Below are 16,075 nucleotides of genomic sequence, written 5' to 3' on the forward strand. Positions count from 1 at the left end.
CACCAGGGCTGCGGCCCGCCATTGTGCTTCAACTCAATGAGCGATGTTCAAGGGGCATCTGACTCATTGTCCATGAGCCGGTAAGCGGATGGTAAAAACCGGATCAATTAACTGGGTTTAGATCCGGCTTTTTTCTAGAACCGCTTCGTTGGCTTGTTTGTATTGTGAGTGATGATGATTTAATTAGCACGTCTACGTAGGTTTCACTTGTCTAAGGTATAAGTGGTAGAGGGTAATACTTGGGTATAGGTGATACTTGCCTCTCTATTCTTCAAAATCTGTTCAATACAGTCAATCATCACTTGTCCATCAAATGGCTTGCTGAGAAAACAGATCGCTCCCGAGGATTTCGCACGTTTGCGAACTGACTCCTCTGGGTACGCGGTGATGAAAATTATGGGGATGTCGTGCCCTTTACTGAGCAGTTCGGCTTGCAGTTCCAGCCCCGTCATACCCGGCATCTGGACGTCTGAAATCAGGCAGTCCGTCTCGTAGCTTCTTGCGCTGGCGAGAAAATCTTCGGCACAGGAAAAAAGACTAGGTTCACAGCCCATGGACCGTACCAGACTACTGAGAGCGATTCGGCCAGGTGCGTCATCGTCGACGATGGAGATCACAGGGATTTTATTCACTGCGCAGATCCTGGGCGCGACATGAATGGATTCGAAACAGCTAAATAGCCATCGCGCCAATTCCACTCTATTTGCGGATGGCCCTGAAAGAAATCATACACATGTATGTACTGCTTAGCGTTTTGGCCCGACTCCCAGGGTTTCCGCCATTCGAACCAGGTCTGCAAATGACTTCGCGCGCATTTTTTTCATCACATGCCCGCGATGGATTTTGACGGTAATTTCACTCAGATTCATTTCTCCCGCGATTTGTTTATTCATCAAACCCTTGGCTGCGTGGGCCATGACCTCCCGTTCACGGGCTGTCAGCGATTGGTAGCAAGCATGCAATCCTGCGTCTTGCTGGTCGATCTCTCGGCGCTTGGCATCCCTCTGGTGCGCGGCGGCGACGGCATCCAGCAAATCCTGATCGCGGAACGGCTTGACCAGAAAATCCACGGCACCGGCTTTCATCGCTTTGACTGACATGGCGATGTCGCCATGACCCGAGATGAAAATGATCGGCAAGGCGACCTTCGATTCAGCCAACTGATGCTGGAACTCCAGGCCACTTGCGCCTTGAAGGCGTACATCGAGGACCAGACAGCTGGGCGAATCGGGATCGGGAGATTGCAGAAACTCCGTCGGGGATGAAAACGTCTCTACTCGAAGACCTACCGATCGGAAAAGACTGCTGAGCGCTTCGCGCATGGGGGCTTCGTCATCTATCACAAACACAACAGGCCCCTTGGCCAAGGAAGAAGAATCGTCGTTCACGCAGACTCCTTATTGTTGGTCGGGAAAGACAAGTGAAATACGGCGCCTTCTCCGGCTTCACTGGTTGCCCAGATGCGGCCTCCATGGGCATCGATGATCGAGCGGCAAATGGATAACCCCATTCCCATCCCGTCTGGTTTGGTGGTGTAGAAGGCGTTGAAGAGCTTGGGCATGCTTTGTGGCGAAATACCGGGGCCATTGTCCTGGACATCAACACACACCTCGCCCGCACCGGAACGTCGAAGGCGCAAATGGAGCGTGCGAGGTTTACCTTTGGTAGCGGACATCGCCTGCACGCCATTTATGATCAGATTGATGATCACCTGCTGGAGTTGCACGCGGTCACCGATGATCTCGGCCGCCGCGGTATCGTATTGATGGTCTAGCACAATTTTGTTCCGCCTGACCTCCCTGTCGACCAACGCCAATGCCTCTTCAATAACCTCCATCAGGTCTACCGGAGCGCTTTGAGGATCGGTTTTGCGTGACATTGCCCGGATACGCCGAATCACCTCGCTCGCTCGATGCGTCTCGCTCATCATCCGCTCCATCGCGCTACGCACTTCGTCGAGGTCTGGCACCTCGCGATTTAACCAACGCAAACCGGCGGTGCCATTGGTGGTCACGGCAGCCAATGGCTGGTTAACCTCATGGGCTATCGATGCTGCCAGTTCACCCAGCGTAGTGATCCGGGTTACGTGAGCCAATTCTGTTTGGGCGCGATGGAGAGCTTCCTCCGACATTTTGGCATCCGTCACATCCATCAGCGCACCAATGTACTCAAAATTGCCAGCGGCATCATGGACAGGATGAGCCAGCATTTGTACATGCTTGACCCGCCCATCGACCATTAACAGCCGATATTCCACTTTGATGTGAGGCTCTTTCTGGTAGGCGTGCTTGATCGATGTTTTCACCAAGTCCAGATCATCCGGATGAGTTTTCTTGAGCACGCTGGACAGCAATGGCAGTTCTTCATCACCGAATTCGAATATTCGCCGGGCTTCGGTTGACCAATACATTTCCCCGCTTGGAATCTTTAGACCAATGCTGCCGGTTTGACTCAGCCACTGAGCACCGGCCAGGAACGCTTCGCTGCGTCGCAGAGCATTGATGGCCCTTTTTTGCTCGGTGATGTCGTTGTGAGTCGCCAGAACCGCTTTTGGCTGATTTTTCTCGTCCCGTGACAGGGAGCAACGACTTACAACCGTCACGGGTGATCCGTCACGCCGGTGTTCCACAACTTCGCCTTCCCATCGGCCGGTTTCAATCAGCGAGTTCATCACCTGCTCCCAGGTGAGCGTCAGTTGTGGCCGCAGAAGCGTTCGAAAGTCCTGACCTATGGCCTGTGCTTTGGACCAACCATACAAGGCTTCGGCGCCCGGACTCCACGTAGTGATGATGCCATTCATGTTTCGAACAATGATGGCGTCATGGGTTTGCGCGAGCAGACGCACTTGTTCCTGCAACTCATCATTGGCGGCTTTGTTTTTGAGTGCCAGTAAAGTGGTGATCCCAATCGCAGACAGACTGACAAGGCAACGGGCGAACGCCGAGCTATTGAAATCGGTGCCATGGGAAAGAAAAAAGGCAGTTAACGTCAATCCAATGCAGCAGAGCGAAACGCCAATCACCCCCTTCCTGGAAAACAGGTTTACCGACATCAGAATGACGGCGACGTAGAGCACCGCTATGGCGATATGTATGGAGGTGAGTGTGTCGATGATGAAAATGATGCTGGCGAGCGAAGCGGCGCCGGATCTCTGGAGGAGTGTACGAGGGGCGAGGGGGTGTGGATTTTCTACAGCTACCGTCGGTTCAATTGAGATTTTCATATCAATCAACAGGCCTGCTGGTTGTGCATTGCATCACGGGTGATTGCAGTGAACACCCCCGAAGACATTGCAGCAAGCAAAACCCATTGTCGGATATCAACGAGCGTTGGCTCGTAGCAAAAAACGACGTCGCAACTGTGTTGCGACGAATGAAGACGGTGGAAGGGTAAGTGAGTGACTATGCAATTAAACCGGTCTTCGATGAAAGGAACATGCGAACCAGGCGCAAGGGACGATGGAGGTACTCGGATACTTGCGCGCTATAACTATTACCGTTAATACACCAATTGCAAAAGTGCTCGCAGTTGTTCGACAGGATTTTGTACTGTGATTCTCCGACTCTGGAGAGGGCTCTTATAATGATCTCGTCGCTGGAAAAGGCACATTGTTCCTGATGAACCCAGACTGAACTGCCATTGCCGAAGTGAGCGAGGTCAGTGACTTCAATCGGGCCGGCTTGCAGCGATGCACTCAATCCAGCGTAATGAGCCACCTTGCCATCGCCAAGATAGATGCCGTGATGGACATAGAACTTGCGTGGACTCACAAGGTGAGAACCTGCGCTCAGACGATCAGTGTCGTGGACTAAGCGCGTTGCGGGATCTGAGGCGGTTTTACTTGGTTTTGAGGCGCTATCACTGTCGCAGGAGCGCGAACCGTTTTCAAAAAACGATTCATTCAGGTTTGATTCACAATCTATATTGACGACTGCTGAGTTCAAATAGATCGAACCCAGGGAGGATACTATGCCAATTGTTTTCATCAGTAACTTGTTCATGATGAAGTCCTCTGGAACCTTTGAAAGTAGAGTACCTTTCCGGAGGAAAATAATCAGTCGTGCATAGGTTTATGCGAAATAGTCACTTTATATGGGGGGCTCATACTTCAGTATTAATCGGTGCGCCGTTGGAGAGCGATCATGCCTGCAGGGTTTGTATCAGAACGTATCCCTTCTATTGCCAGCTACCTGCGCTTACAAAATCCCAGCCTGCCCGACATGAGCGAGATACAACATTGATCTGAAATGGATACACCGCACGAGCGGACCCATACACGGCCTCTACCGCGCACTGACCGGAGAAACTCAATGTCTCGTTTCAATACCCTCAAGACTGTCGGCATCCTTGGTACAGCCCTGGCCGCCGCCTTATCCCTCTCTGCATTCGCAGGGATGGCACAGGCTCAAGAGACGCCAGCGGCAAAAAGCTGGCAGACAGGGCTCCATCGCACCGATCTGGTCAAACGCGATCTCGGTGGTTCCGACCGTGAGGTGATCCAGGTTCGCGTTGATTTTGAGCCGGGTGTCGCAGCGCCCAAGCATTCTCACCCAGGCGTGGAAGTGGCTTACGTCATCAGTGGCATCTTCCAGTATGAACTCGAAGGGCAACCGACCGTGACGCTCAAGGCGGGGGACTCCTTGTACATCCCGGAAGGGACGGCGCACATCGCGACTAACATCGGCACGACCACAGGCTCGGAACTGGCGACCTACATCGTCAAGAAGGGCGAGCCGCTGGTTAACTTGCAGAAATAGGCTGCACTTGCCGACTGCCTGGAGAATTCGACCTTCAGGCAGGCGGCACGGATCATGTTCTCCAGATGGGCGTTTACTCAGCCTTGCTGAATGAACGCCAAACGCACAGCGAACCCGATTAGCAGCGTGCCGAATAGCCATTGCTGAATCCGCTGCGCCTTGGCATTTCGCTCCAACCAGCGACCTACCCACGCACTTGCCGTCGCATACACAGAGTCGAAGGCAAGGCCCGTGATAACCAGCACCGCACCTAGCACTGCCAGTTGCTCCCAAACCGAAGATCGATTGGGATCCAGGAACTGAGGCAGCAAAACCGAGCAGAACAATAGCGCCTTTGGGTTAAGCAAGTTGGTCAGTAGCCCACGCCGAACAGCCGCTCTCAAGGAGGGTGGTGGCAGGTGGTTGTCCTCGGTTGCGCAAGAGCTTTCCCCACTGATTTTGAACATTTGTAGTCCAATCCAGAGTAGATATGCAGCCCCTGCATATTTTACGACGTCGAACGTCCAAGGCAGAATTTTGAATAATGTTGCCAGTCCCATCGCAGTCAGTGCTACGTGGCAGGCTCGGGCAATTGCAAGACCCAAGGCTGTTGCCAGCGCCGCAGTTCGGCCCTGTCTCGCACCGGTTTGCAGGAGCAGGATCATATCGGGGCCAGGCATCAAAAAGATCATTGAGAGGGCTAAGAGATACAGCGCTAAATCTTCCATCTTGGAGCAGCTCGGTGACTGATTAGGGAGATAAAAGTTTAGGGCGAAGGGGTAGGGCAGGTGGTTGCGTATTGAACTAAAAATACGCCATGTTTTGGCAGATCATGCCGTTGATTATTTCTCTAATGCTTATTACTGCCAAATAATCTTAATTCGCACGCCATATGTGCCGGCTCTCCCGCGGCCACCTGCGCGCAATAACTCCCAACGAGATATCCGCCCGAGATAACAGCATCTCTGGCGTTTCTGCGCTTGTGAATCCCGCACTCACAATGCATAGGTCCTGCTTATGTGCTGCATTGGATATCGGTCTTGGACGCTATCGGTGAATCGGCAGAACATTGCTTCACACCCAAGCGACACCCACCCGGCAACATCCACTCAGTGACACCCGACAGGAGATCCACCATGCAACAGTCTCACGCTTACAACGACACCAGCCTGCAACTGACCGCCGAAATTCTGGACGCAAAAGCCAACAAAGGTCTGTCCTTTGCCGACCTGGCTGAAGGCACTGGCCTGGGCCTGGCTTATGTCACCGCCGCTCTGCTCGGTCAACACCCACTGCCAGAAAGCGCAGCCAAAGTGATTGGCCAAAAACTGGACCTGGACGCCGACTCGGTAGCCCGCCTGCAAGTCATCCCGCTGCGCGGCAGCCTGTCTGGCGTCCCAACTGACCCGACCATTTACCGCTTCTACGAAATGATCCAGATCTACGGCACCACCCTGAAGTCCCTGGTTCATGAGCAGTTCGGCGACGGCATCATCAGCGCGATCAACTTCAAACTGGACATGAAAAAAGTCGAAGACCCAGAAGGCGGCCACCGCGCAGTGATCACCCTCGACGGCAAGTTCCTGCCGCTGCGCCCTTTCTAAGCGGATACCGGCCCGTGCTCCCAGTGCGGGCCATCATTCAATACTGACTAGAGAAAAGACCATGAAAACTGTTACCCAATTACTTGCTGTCGCCACCTTTGCACTCAGCGTTAGCGCATTCGCGGTACCGAGCAATCAGGAAGATCACTTCTTCACCCAGGCCACTGAATACCAACAGACTATTGCCACTGATGGTTCGGATCACACGCCACAAGGCCAGGCGCTTGCCTCCGATGGGGCGGATCACACGCCACAAGGCCAGGCGCTTGCCTCCGATGGGGCGGATCACACGCCACAAGGCCAAACCCTTGCCGCCGATGGCTCAGACCATACGCCAGGCATGCAGGTCGCTTCTGATGGTTCGGATCGCACGCTGATCCATCGTCTGGCGTGAACACCCTTGTGTGCCTCCGCCCAAGCCGGGCTTTATAAACAAAAAAGAAATGCTCCGCTGGTATACGCCTGCGGGGCATTTTTCGTTTTAGTAACTGCGCCTCACTGAAGAAAATCTTAAAGCCCTATTTAGAATGCCTTTCCAGCTTTCAGTGCGCAGTGAGATCACCGGTCAGGGCGCGCAACTCGCCGCGGAGGATGCCGAGCAACGTCCGTGCTAACAATCCGAGAATCACGCTGGAGGCCAGGGTTAGTAAAAATAGTGCAATACCGTTGGCGTATTCGTTTTGCTCGTAGGCTGCGTAGCGCATTGCAGCGGAAGCCGAAGACGCTAACGGAAAGCTTACAGACCACCAAGCCACGCGAAATGGACAGCAACCAGCCAGGCTCCATAGACGCCCGATCACGACTGCCAGCAAGAACAGCATTAGCATGAGCAACGCTTCGGCGAACGCATCAATTTGACCGATGGTCGTGACGTAGGACGAGAAACCGACTGCGAATGGGGCGACCACAATCATCAGGGACGGCTGCAAGGTTGTCGGCATGGGCGCCTGGAACATCAAGCGCGAAAAAATCATCGTAAACAGCGGTATTGCGAAGAACAAACCCACGGCTAGCGAAAAAATCATGACGCCATGGATCGATTGGAAATGCAGCATTGGAACGGCGAGCGGCACGTTGATCATGCCTACCACCGGGATGATCCATGCTGGCGCTGTGTGTTCTACCTGCAGCTGAACGCTCATCCAGCGATGGACAATCATCCAGGCAAACAGCGTCATTCCAACGGTACCCAGTACCCAGACAATGCGTGCCAGCGGAAGGCTGATTTCAGCCAGCAAAATGGGCAGCAGTAAAAGACTGATCAACGGTGTTCCGAAGAGGCTGCCTGCGATGGGGTGATTGAACTCCGCTTTTACTAATTCGAAGCTGCTCCACATTTTGACCGCATAGCCAACCACCAGGCCTACGAAACCCAGCATCGCCATGTAGCCTGTAAACTCGCCGATCCACTGGGGCGCACCGAAATATGTGTGCGCCATGCGCCATGCCACGGCCAGGCTACTGAGCGCCATGATGGCGCCGAACAGTGCCACCGGCAGATACCCCATCGCTCCCATCTTGGTACCGATTTCTTGTGGAGTCACAGCGGTGCTCATACCGTTACCTGTTCTCGTGAAGGGATGCATGGGGCCGCATTGGGAGGGTTGTTTACATCTCCTTAACCTTCCCGTTTCATCAACGTAAACCACCCGGTGATGCGACAGGAACTCCGTAATCGCACTCGCTCGCAGGGTGGAGAACAGCGCTCGAATACACTGGAGACGTGACCCTTAAGCCTAGTCGAGAGGATGACAATCGTGATCGAAGCCGAGCGAGGTTCTCGCGGGGTGTGATTTCACCCGCCAAGCTCCGAACCACAGACGCAGCACACTCAGTGAAGTTGCCTGCGCCGTGTACTCAAGAGGTGGATTGGCGAAGCTGCTCAATAATCCGGCGTGCGCGATTAGCACCAACATCGACATGTATATCAATCATCGGCCGCATACCGAACTGGCACATATTCTTGTACTGAGCTTCGATAATCACCTTGTCTTCATCAAACGTCATAACCGTTTGCTCAACGACCTTGGCCTTGATGGCGTCGGCGATGTTCCCGGGATTGCAACTCGATCAGATGCCCGGCAACGAATCCTGGGCGGCCGAGCGGCTGCACATCACCACTCACAGTGGAACGCACATGGATGCGCCCTGGCATTACGCCTCGACCACGAATGGTGGTGAACCGGCGTTTGGCATCGACGAGTTGCCGCTGGAGTGGTGCCTGCAACCGGGCGTGAAACTGGATTTCCGGCACATGGCGGACGGGCACGTGGTGACCGCCGATGAGATTGAAGCCGAACTGGCGCGAATTGGCCATGAGTTGCAGCCGCTGGACATCGTGCTGATCAACACCCGGGCCGGCGCGATATTTGGGCAACCGGGTTACCTCGATGCCGGCGTCGGCATTGGCCGTGAAGCCACCCTGTATCTGCTGGAGCGCGGTGTGCGCGTCGTCGGCACCGATGCCTGGAGTTGGGACGCACCGTTCAGGTACACCCGCGAGCGTTTTGCCGCTGACGGTGATGCCTCGATTATTTGGGAGGGGCACAAAGCCGGGCGCGATATCGGTTATGGGCAAATGGAAAAGCTCGCCAACCTTGAAGCCCTGCCGGCCAGCGGGTTCGTGGTGTCGTGTTTCCCCTACAAGATCAAGCATGCGTCAGCGGGGTTTGTTCGGGCGGTGGCGATATTCGAAGAATAAGCACCGCGCCTGGCTCGTAGCAAAATCCATGGTCTTCGATTGAACAGAATAAGAGAGAAAACATGCCTCTTTTGCGCATGCCCCTGACGTTACTGTTGGGTGCACTGACACTCAGTAGCAGCCTGGCCATGGCGGCCAGTGCTGATGCGAAGCAACCCAATATTTTGCTGATTCTGGCCGACGACCTGGGGTATTCCGACCTGGGCAGTTTTGGTGGAGAAATCAATACACCCACCCTGGATGAACTCGCCCATCAAGGCTTGCAGCTCACCAGCATGTACGCGGCACCGACCTGTTCGATCACGCGCTCTATGCTGATGTCCGGCGCCGACAATCACCTCGCCGGGCTTGGCACCATGGCGGAGGCCTTGCAGCCGTTTCAACGGGGTAAGCCGGGTTATGAGGGTTACCTGAATCAACGTTCCTACTCGATTGCCGAGTTGCTGAAGGAGGGCGGTTACAACACCCTCATGGTCGGTAAATGGCACTTGGGGCTGGAGGCGGATCAGGGACCGGATCAACGCGGGTTCGAGCAGTCTTTTACCCTGCTGGAGGGCGGGGCTGCCCACTTCAAACCCTCGAATATCGACCCGACAAAAATCGAGCAGGTGCACTACCGTGAAAACGGCAAAGCGGTAGAGTTGCCGGAGAGTTTCTATTCCACCGACTTCTACACCGACAAGCTGATCAGCTACCTGCAAAACAGCCAAAAGGACGGCAAGCCGTTTTTTGCCTACGCCGCTTACACCTCTCCGCACTGGCCCTTGCAGGCACCCAAGGAATACCTCGATAAGTACAAAGGGCGGTTTGATCAGGGGTATGACAGCGTACGTCTGGCGCGTATCGAACGGATGAAAAGTCTTGGCCTTATGGCGAACGACGCCCAGCCTGCGAACCCGCTCCCGGTGAATCCAAAACTGCCAGGCTGGCAGCAACTGAGCCCGGAACAGCAACGTGTTGAAGCGCGGAAGATGGAAATCTACGCGGCCATGGTCGATAACCTCGATCACAACATTGGCCGAGTGGTGGATTACCTGCGCCAGAGCGGCCAGTACGACAACACGTTGATTGTATTTATGTCGGACAACGGCGCGGCAGGAGAGAACCACGCCCAGTTCTATCCGCCAGGCCCGCGCACCGATAACCGTTACGCCAACCTCGGTCAGGCAGGGTCGCAAATCGACTACGGCCTGCGTTGGGCAGAGGTCAGCGCCGCACCGTTCCATTTGTTCAAAGGCACCACGGCCGAAGGTGGCATCAGCGTGCCGGCAATCATCCAACTGCCCAAGACACTGCGTCGTCAGGGTGTGGAACGCGGTATGGCGCGGGTTGATGACCTGGCGCCCACCTTCCTCGACCTGGCGGGAATCGAGGCGCCAACCGACGTGAGCAAACACCCGATTACAGGCCAATCAATGCGCTCAATGCTCGCCGGAGAAGGTAGCCCGCACCGTCATGACAGCTTGGCCGGCGAACTGTTTGGCAATGCTTATTACCGGGAGGGAAACCTCAAACTGTTGGGCATGCGCCCGCAAGCAGGGTTTGGCGGCGACGCGCAGCCGCCGCAATGGCAGTTGTTCAATGTGGCGCAGGACCGCGGCGAAACCACAGACCTGGCCGCTGCCCGACCAGAGACGGTGCAGCGGCTCAAGGACGCATGGTTGAAATATGCCAAGGAGGTAGGTGTGGTGTTTGCAACGCATTAGCCTGATAGCGTGCGCCGCTATGCCGGGTTCCCCTCGTGTTCTTCCGTTACTCCCTCAGGCATCGCCACTGCAGTAGCGAAATTCAACGCCGACATGTACATCAACCCTCTGCCAGGCTCGGTCAGCCTGGCGTTTACACAGATGAAGTCGAACACCTCATCTGCCTGAGCTTCATCGACCACCACATTGACCACTCGAGACAGAGTCGCCTCAGGCACTTCGTTCGGGGGCGCTTTGGCGGCCTGCAGGATGGCCACGCCACGGCAATGAACGCTGTCTGCACGCGTAATGCCATGCACCTCTCGCAATAGCTGCAGCAGATTGCGTTCCGTGCCATCGTCGGGCAACACGCAGGTAATGAGTTTTGCAGCCCCACCCGGTACTCCCGCGACCGCCACGCTCACGAGGCATTCTCCTGTTTCAGCATCTCGCGGGGGATGTAGGTCGCCACTTTTTCCACGGGTGTCGCATAGATCATTCCAGCACCGGGAACATGCAGATTGGCCGCGTGATAGATCGCCTCGAGTACTGCGCCCTGGTAGTCGGCAGCGACCAGCAGGCTCACCACTTCCTTTTCCGCATCGATGGCGATGCTGAGCAGGCCGAGTCGCTCACGGGGGCCGATCCCGTTGGCGTGGTAAACAATGGCGCCTGGCGCGCCCATGCCCTGGGCCGCGCGGATTACAAGATCCGCGCGCCCGACGGGGACAATGCAGGTGATCAGTGCAACGTCAGTGAGGTAGGTAATGCCTTCCGCTTTCATCCTGCTTCTCCTGTGCCCATTAATTGCTTCGCTGGCTCTTCGGTGGCGGCCTTTGTCTGTCTCCACAACTGGAAACGCGCCCACTGTCCGAGGAGCATGACGCTGATCACCGGGCCGACGGAGGCCATGCAAAGAATGCCGAAACCCTCGACGGCGTTGGTCGCATTGCCCAGTCCCAGGCCCATGGCCAGAACCAGCGGAACGGTGATTGGCCCGGTAGTGACACCCGCGCTGTCCCAGGCCACGTTGACAAACTCCTCGGTGGAAAAAATCGTCAGTACCACCGCGAACAGGTAGGGCGGCACCACCAGCCAGACCAGTGGCAGGCCGAACACCAACTTGGCCACCCCCACGGCAATGCCGCAGGCGACTCCTATCGATACCGCACGGATAAGGCCGCGCTTGCGGATAAACCCGTTGGTCAGCGTCTCGGCGGTGACGCCGAGCGCATTCAGCGCGGGTTCGGCGACGGTCGCCCCGTACCCGAGCACCCAGGCGAACACCAGGGCCAGAATCAACCCCACCTCATACCGGTAGAGCGGGGAGTCGTCCGCGCCTGGAGTCTGCATGAAGGCCGCGGGAATCAGCGAACCCGCACTGCCTCCCAGCTTCGACAGACCGTAGGTCAACCCGAGATTGAACACGCACATGCCCACCACGGTCAGGGCGATGCCGAGGAAGATCTCTCCGCGCCGTGGCAGGCTTTGGCGCAGCAACAGTCTCAGTACGATCAGCAGGAATATCACCAGCGGCACGATGGCCCGCAGCCCGGAAACAATCTCCAGTCCCGGGCTGACCGTGTGCCAGTCAGCCGCCGTTTGTCCGGCACTGGCTGCGACCTGCGCCGCGGCGATGATGTCTGCCGGCGAGGAGATGGCCGACACGTACAGGCCCAGCAGCATGACGCCAATGACAGGAAACAACGAGGCGAGGGTGACAATACCGAACCCGGACAGCCCGGAACCGCCCTTGCCCGCGGCTGCCGCGATGCCAATGCCCAACGCCAGCACCAGCGGGACAGTGACCGGCCCGGTGGTGACCGCGCCGGCATCCCAGGCCAGGCCGATAATCTTTGCCAGCTCAGGATCACTGCTCATGTACACCGTCAGCAGCAGAACGGGCGCGAGTGATAAATAGATCAACGGCTTCAGGCTCCAGCCGTAGAGGAAGCGCAGCGTGCCGATGACGGCAGCCAGACCGACGCTGGCCCCCACCACCAGAACCAGCGCGCTGGTCCACTGATTGAGGATCGCCCATAGGTAGGGCGCCCGCTCTGCAGAAACGTTCTGCCCGGCGGCGCGCAGTGCGCCAATGGCGGGCTCGGCGAACGTCACCCCGATGCCCAGCAGCAGGGTCACCAGCAACACCACTGGCAGCGATAACTTGCGTGGAAGGTTGCTGCCGATGATTTCGCCGAAGGGCATCAGGCCGAGTTTCAGGCCTTCCATGAACAGCATCAGGCCGACGATGACGGCGAACAGGCCGGCCGTGACCAGCATCGAGTCCTCAACCAACTGGCGCAGGATGATGATCTGGAACAGCACCAGGTACAGGGCCAGCGGCACCACGGCGCGAAGTTGCTCCATGAACCGGACATTGAGATAGGGCTTGAGGATGGCGGCGATCTCGCCGCCACGTAATTTCACCGCTTTGTGTGGGGCGGCCTGCCAGTGGCCATCGGTATTGCGAACCGGGGCGCAGACCAACTCACGCATGGGTATTTCGCGGCGACCCGCTCCGATCTTGTGCAAGTATTCGGCGTAGCGAATGGTGTCTTTCATAGAGTCATCTGCTGAGGTTGATCTACGGGTGTTCGACCATCAGGCGGTCTCGTTTTTGTCGCGGTGTTCCCTGACCTCCGTTGAGTCATCAGCGTAGCAGGGGAGATGAGGAGTGACTCGATGTGAACCCGTTCCCTTTAAACCCAGTTCCAACTGAACCAGGTTGATCAACTCGTAGGCGTCAATCGGCTTCAGCAGAAAGTCCACCACATTCAAATGCATGGCCTCGATGGCATCTCGAACTTCTGCATCTCCGGAAACGATGACAATGGGCAGATCCGCCCACTCGGACTTGCGGATCTCGCGAATCAACGCCAGGCCACCCAGCGGATGCATACGCAAGTCCGTAATCACCAGCCCGATTGAACTGTCGATTTCCAACAAACACAAAGCCTCGGCGACACCGTCAGCCGTGACGCAGGCGACGCCATTGACCTGGAGAATTTCGGCCAGCAACTCGCGTGTGGCGTCGTCATCATCAACGATCAAGGTTGTTTGAAGTGGCAATCCCGGGCCCTGGAGGGCGGCGTTGATTGCCGCTCGTTCGGCGTCACTTAAAAGGTCGTGATCGATCATCAGCTTCTTGGTATGGAAGAGGGAATCGGTGTATGCATTGAGCGACCGATACGACCGCTCAATGCAAGTGCGTATTACCAGAGGATGTATGCAGAGGCCGTTGTTTGATTCAGATCGATTTCGCCGACTTGCAGAACTTCATATTCGGCACGGATACCAATGTTGCGAAATACATCAAATTCAACGCCGGCACCGTAAGTCAGGTCCACGCCCGTGTCGTCATCGCTGGCATTACCGTCTGCATCCCAGGCGTGAGCACCGACACTGCCGAACAATCGTATGCGGTCACCTATCGGAAAGCCGATATGGGCAGCGGCTTGAACGGATTTTCCATCGAAATCAAGATTCTTGTCTTCGAACTGGCCAAGATCAACAAAGGCGCCTTCGAACGCCAGATAACTGTTTAGACGATAGCCTGCAAAAACCTTATAGCTGGTGTCGTCATCGCTTAGATGGGATTTGTCGGTTTCAATGCTGCTGACGCCAGCGCCAAGATACAAACCTTTGTCATCCGCGAGTGCCTGAAAAGACAGTAACGAAAGCAGCGAAACGAAGCCAAGGTTTCGAAATAGCATGGGAGGTGAAGTCCTTCTACAAGGTTGTCGGTGGTGAGGTGAAGGCCAGGAATTTGAGTGATCGCGAAGGTTGATAGAAATCAATGATTGATATTTTTCTGCGTTATAAACCGTCAATCAGCCAAGCTAACGCGACACCACATAAATAAGCGGCCAGGCAAAAGAAGATCTTCTGTTTGAGCGGTAATGAATTCAATCGATAGCGCATGCTGGTCCCTTCGGCTGAGAAATAAGCAATGTGGGCTATGTGGGGGGTGGAGGAAAATTAATGATTGTTATTTTTGCAACTGGCGCTTATCGAAGTTGCAGTTTTGATGAGTGGCGCCGGGCGGTTTCCGAGGGCACTTCCCCATAAGCATCGTGATACGCCTTGGAAAACCTGCTCAGGTGATGGAAGTTCCAATACATCGCCGTTTCAGTGACGGTTGGCCAGGTGTTGCGGATCAAGTCTCGACGAACATTGGCGAGCCTTACATTTCTAATGTAGGCAATCGGCGTCACGCCGAAGGTTTCGACGAAGCCATGATGCAAGGTGCGAGTTGTGGTGCTGAGTTGTTTGACCAGGGCTTTCATGCACAGCGCTTTTTTTGCATTGGCGTGGATGTATTCAATGGCCTCTATCGCAACCCTTCTTCGGGTCGGGGTTTTAAGCGCGGAGCGCCCAACCGGCGTCAGAGCCCGTAGCAGTGAAGTCAGCAGCGCACTTTCAATACCCGAAGTTTTCGAGCTGTCACGCGGCTTTAAAGAAGGGGTTTTAACGTCGACCGCGTAAGCGCTGAGGGCTTGAATAGCCGATTGTATTAATTTGAAGTGGGCCACCTGAAAGCGCTGTTCCTTTCGATTGGCCAGCACGTCGATCGCGGGGTGATTTTCCAGGCACTGCGCATAGTGTTCCAGCGTCGTGGTCAGGGTGAACAGCGTTTCGTTCGGCTCGCAGGTGTAATGCACAGGTTCATCGCTGTGCAGCGCGATGATTTCATTGGGGCGCAATTCATGATCATTGACGATGGGGCGACCAACGGACGTCTGTGAAATGGCAAAGCTCACACAGCCATGAGGGACAGCGCTGATCATGGTGACAGCCGAATCAAACTCCAGTCGACTGCACTGCACTCTGGGGCTATGCATGAGTTTGTGTTGGCGAATGTTCGCCTGATGTTCTGCCGGGATGAGGCTCATCTCCCATCGGCCAATGGTTCTATTGGCGTTGTCCGCAGGCGCAGCGGTTACATGAAAGACTTCATCGGGGATGTTCATGGAATGGAAGGCTCTTCAGCTGAATGGACGGCGCCAGGCAATGCCGGCATAAGCTCCAGCGACGCGGAAAAAACATAGGCGTCGCTCAAGGGGGAATCCACCAGGCTCTGAAGTTTACAGGGCGCTATCTTCGAACCGAAGATTGACGATGTTTCATTTGCCGGGCCGATCGCTGCGGCATCAAAGGCAAAAAAATCTTCAACTCGATAGTCTGTGCAAATCTTGTAACGAGAGTGTTCATCGTCCAGCGTCTTCTTGTTGCTTTCAACACGCGTCATCTCGGCACTATAAACTTCCTTGTCATAGGCCATGGCCTTGAGAGAAAGCAATACACCAAACGAAACGGTTGCGAAGTTTTTTAGCTGCATTGACGTGC

Annotated in this window: 16 protein-coding genes and 3 pseudogenes; 5 read left to right on the plus strand and 14 right to left on the minus strand. The window is 55.5% G+C overall.

What is annotated here, in order from left to right:
* Positions 1 to 203: 203 nt before the first annotated feature.
* The 4 genes from BK660_RS18520 to BK660_RS18535 form a co-directional block, all read right to left on the minus strand.
* Positions 204 to 632, minus strand: a complete 429-nt coding sequence (locus BK660_RS18520) for a response regulator transcription factor (protein WP_123434460.1) — start codon at positions 630 to 632, stop codon at positions 204 to 206.
* Between the two features lie 114 nt (positions 633 to 746).
* The gene (locus tag BK660_RS18525) at positions 747 to 1,322 is read right to left on the minus strand and encodes a response regulator transcription factor (RefSeq protein WP_259698519.1); all 576 of its coding nucleotides are present in this window, start codon (positions 1,320 to 1,322) and stop codon (positions 747 to 749) included.
* A gap of 62 nt (positions 1,323 to 1,384) precedes the next feature.
* The gene (locus BK660_RS18530) at positions 1,385 to 3,223 is read right to left on the minus strand and encodes a PAS domain-containing sensor histidine kinase (protein WP_259698520.1); all 1,839 of its coding nucleotides are present in this window, start codon (positions 3,221 to 3,223) and stop codon (positions 1,385 to 1,387) included.
* A 178-nt stretch (positions 3,224 to 3,401) separates the two neighbouring features.
* Positions 3,402 to 4,001: a lecithin retinol acyltransferase family protein gene (locus tag BK660_RS18535; protein ID WP_123434462.1), complete on the minus strand. Its 600-nt coding sequence runs from the start codon at positions 3,999 to 4,001 to the stop codon at positions 3,402 to 3,404.
* 309 nt (positions 4,002 to 4,310) lie between these two features.
* Between BK660_RS18535 and BK660_RS18540 the strand changes: the two genes are divergently transcribed.
* The gene (locus tag BK660_RS18540) at positions 4,311 to 4,757 is read left to right on the plus strand and encodes a cupin domain-containing protein (RefSeq protein ID WP_123434463.1); all 447 of its coding nucleotides are present in this window, start codon (positions 4,311 to 4,313) and stop codon (positions 4,755 to 4,757) included.
* Between the two features lie 77 nt (positions 4,758 to 4,834).
* Here BK660_RS18540 and BK660_RS18545 read toward each other — a convergent pair whose 3' ends face one another.
* A complete protein-coding gene (locus BK660_RS18545) occupies positions 4,835 to 5,464 on the minus strand; it encodes a LysE family translocator (protein ID WP_123434464.1) in 630 nt (209 codons plus the stop codon).
* Between the two features lie 408 nt (positions 5,465 to 5,872).
* Here BK660_RS18545 and cynS point away from each other — a divergent pair, with 408 nt between their 5' ends.
* Positions 5,873 to 6,340, plus strand: coding sequence for a cyanase (gene cynS / locus BK660_RS18550; RefSeq protein WP_123434455.1), 468 nt, complete (start codon positions 5,873 to 5,875; stop codon positions 6,338 to 6,340).
* A 61-nt stretch (positions 6,341 to 6,401) separates the two neighbouring features.
* Complete coding sequence (locus BK660_RS33625; protein ID WP_123434465.1) at positions 6,402 to 6,734, plus strand: hypothetical protein; 333 nt, start codon at positions 6,402 to 6,404, stop codon at positions 6,732 to 6,734.
* 148 nt (positions 6,735 to 6,882) lie between these two features.
* On the opposite strand, the gene BK660_RS18560 is transcribed toward BK660_RS33625, so the two are convergent.
* On the minus strand, positions 6,883 to 7,896 hold the full coding sequence (locus BK660_RS18560; protein WP_123434466.1) for an SLAC1 anion channel family protein: 1,014 nt from the start codon (positions 7,894 to 7,896) through the stop codon (positions 6,883 to 6,885).
* Between the two features lie 301 nt (positions 7,897 to 8,197).
* Positions 8,198 to 8,380: pseudogene (locus BK660_RS18565) on the minus strand (aromatic ring-hydroxylating dioxygenase subunit alpha); the annotation flags it as partial.
* A 1-nt stretch (position 8,381) separates the two neighbouring features.
* On the opposite strand from BK660_RS18565, the pseudogene BK660_RS18570 reads away from it, so the two are divergent.
* A pseudogene (locus BK660_RS18570) lies at positions 8,382 to 9,041 on the plus strand (cyclase family protein); the annotation flags it as partial.
* Between the two features lie 62 nt (positions 9,042 to 9,103).
* The gene (locus tag BK660_RS18575; protein WP_123434467.1) at positions 9,104 to 10,747 is read left to right on the plus strand and encodes an arylsulfatase; all 1,644 of its coding nucleotides are present in this window, start codon (positions 9,104 to 9,106) and stop codon (positions 10,745 to 10,747) included.
* A gap of 17 nt (positions 10,748 to 10,764) precedes the next feature.
* Here BK660_RS18575 and BK660_RS18580 read toward each other — a convergent pair whose 3' ends face one another.
* The 7 genes and pseudogenes from BK660_RS18580 to BK660_RS18610 all read right to left on the minus strand — a co-directional run bounded on the left by BK660_RS18580 (position 10,765) and on the right by BK660_RS18610 (position 16,067).
* Positions 10,765 to 11,151 (minus strand): hypothetical protein, encoded by a 387-nt coding sequence (locus BK660_RS18580; protein WP_123434468.1) that lies wholly within the window; start codon positions 11,149 to 11,151, stop codon positions 10,765 to 10,767.
* Complete coding sequence (locus BK660_RS18585) at positions 11,148 to 11,510, minus strand: P-II family nitrogen regulator (protein WP_123434469.1); 363 nt, start codon at positions 11,508 to 11,510, stop codon at positions 11,148 to 11,150. Before BK660_RS18585 ends, BK660_RS18580 begins: the two co-directional genes overlap by 4 nt.
* Positions 11,507 to 13,291: a DUF1538 domain-containing protein gene (locus tag BK660_RS18590; RefSeq protein WP_123434470.1), complete on the minus strand. Its 1,785-nt coding sequence runs from the start codon at positions 13,289 to 13,291 to the stop codon at positions 11,507 to 11,509. Before BK660_RS18590 ends, BK660_RS18585 begins: the two co-directional genes overlap by 4 nt.
* Before the next feature lie 138 nt (positions 13,292 to 13,429).
* Positions 13,430 to 13,867, minus strand: a pseudogene (locus BK660_RS18595) (response regulator); the annotation flags it as partial.
* A 74-nt stretch (positions 13,868 to 13,941) separates the two neighbouring features.
* Positions 13,942 to 14,442 (minus strand): outer membrane beta-barrel protein, encoded by a 501-nt coding sequence (locus BK660_RS18600; protein WP_123434472.1) that lies wholly within the window; start codon positions 14,440 to 14,442, stop codon positions 13,942 to 13,944.
* 294 nt (positions 14,443 to 14,736) lie between these two features.
* Positions 14,737 to 15,699, minus strand: a complete 963-nt coding sequence (locus BK660_RS18605; protein ID WP_259698511.1) for a helix-turn-helix domain-containing protein — start codon at positions 15,697 to 15,699, stop codon at positions 14,737 to 14,739.
* Positions 15,696 to 16,067, minus strand: coding sequence for a hypothetical protein (locus tag BK660_RS18610; protein ID WP_123434473.1), 372 nt, complete (start codon positions 16,065 to 16,067; stop codon positions 15,696 to 15,698). Before BK660_RS18610 ends, BK660_RS18605 begins: the two co-directional genes overlap by 4 nt.
* Positions 16,068 to 16,075: the final 8 nt, after the last annotated feature.

It is taken from the genome of Pseudomonas brassicacearum (genome assembly GCF_003732265.1).
GTDB lineage: Bacteria > Pseudomonadota > Gammaproteobacteria > Pseudomonadales > Pseudomonadaceae > Aquipseudomonas > Aquipseudomonas brassicacearum_D.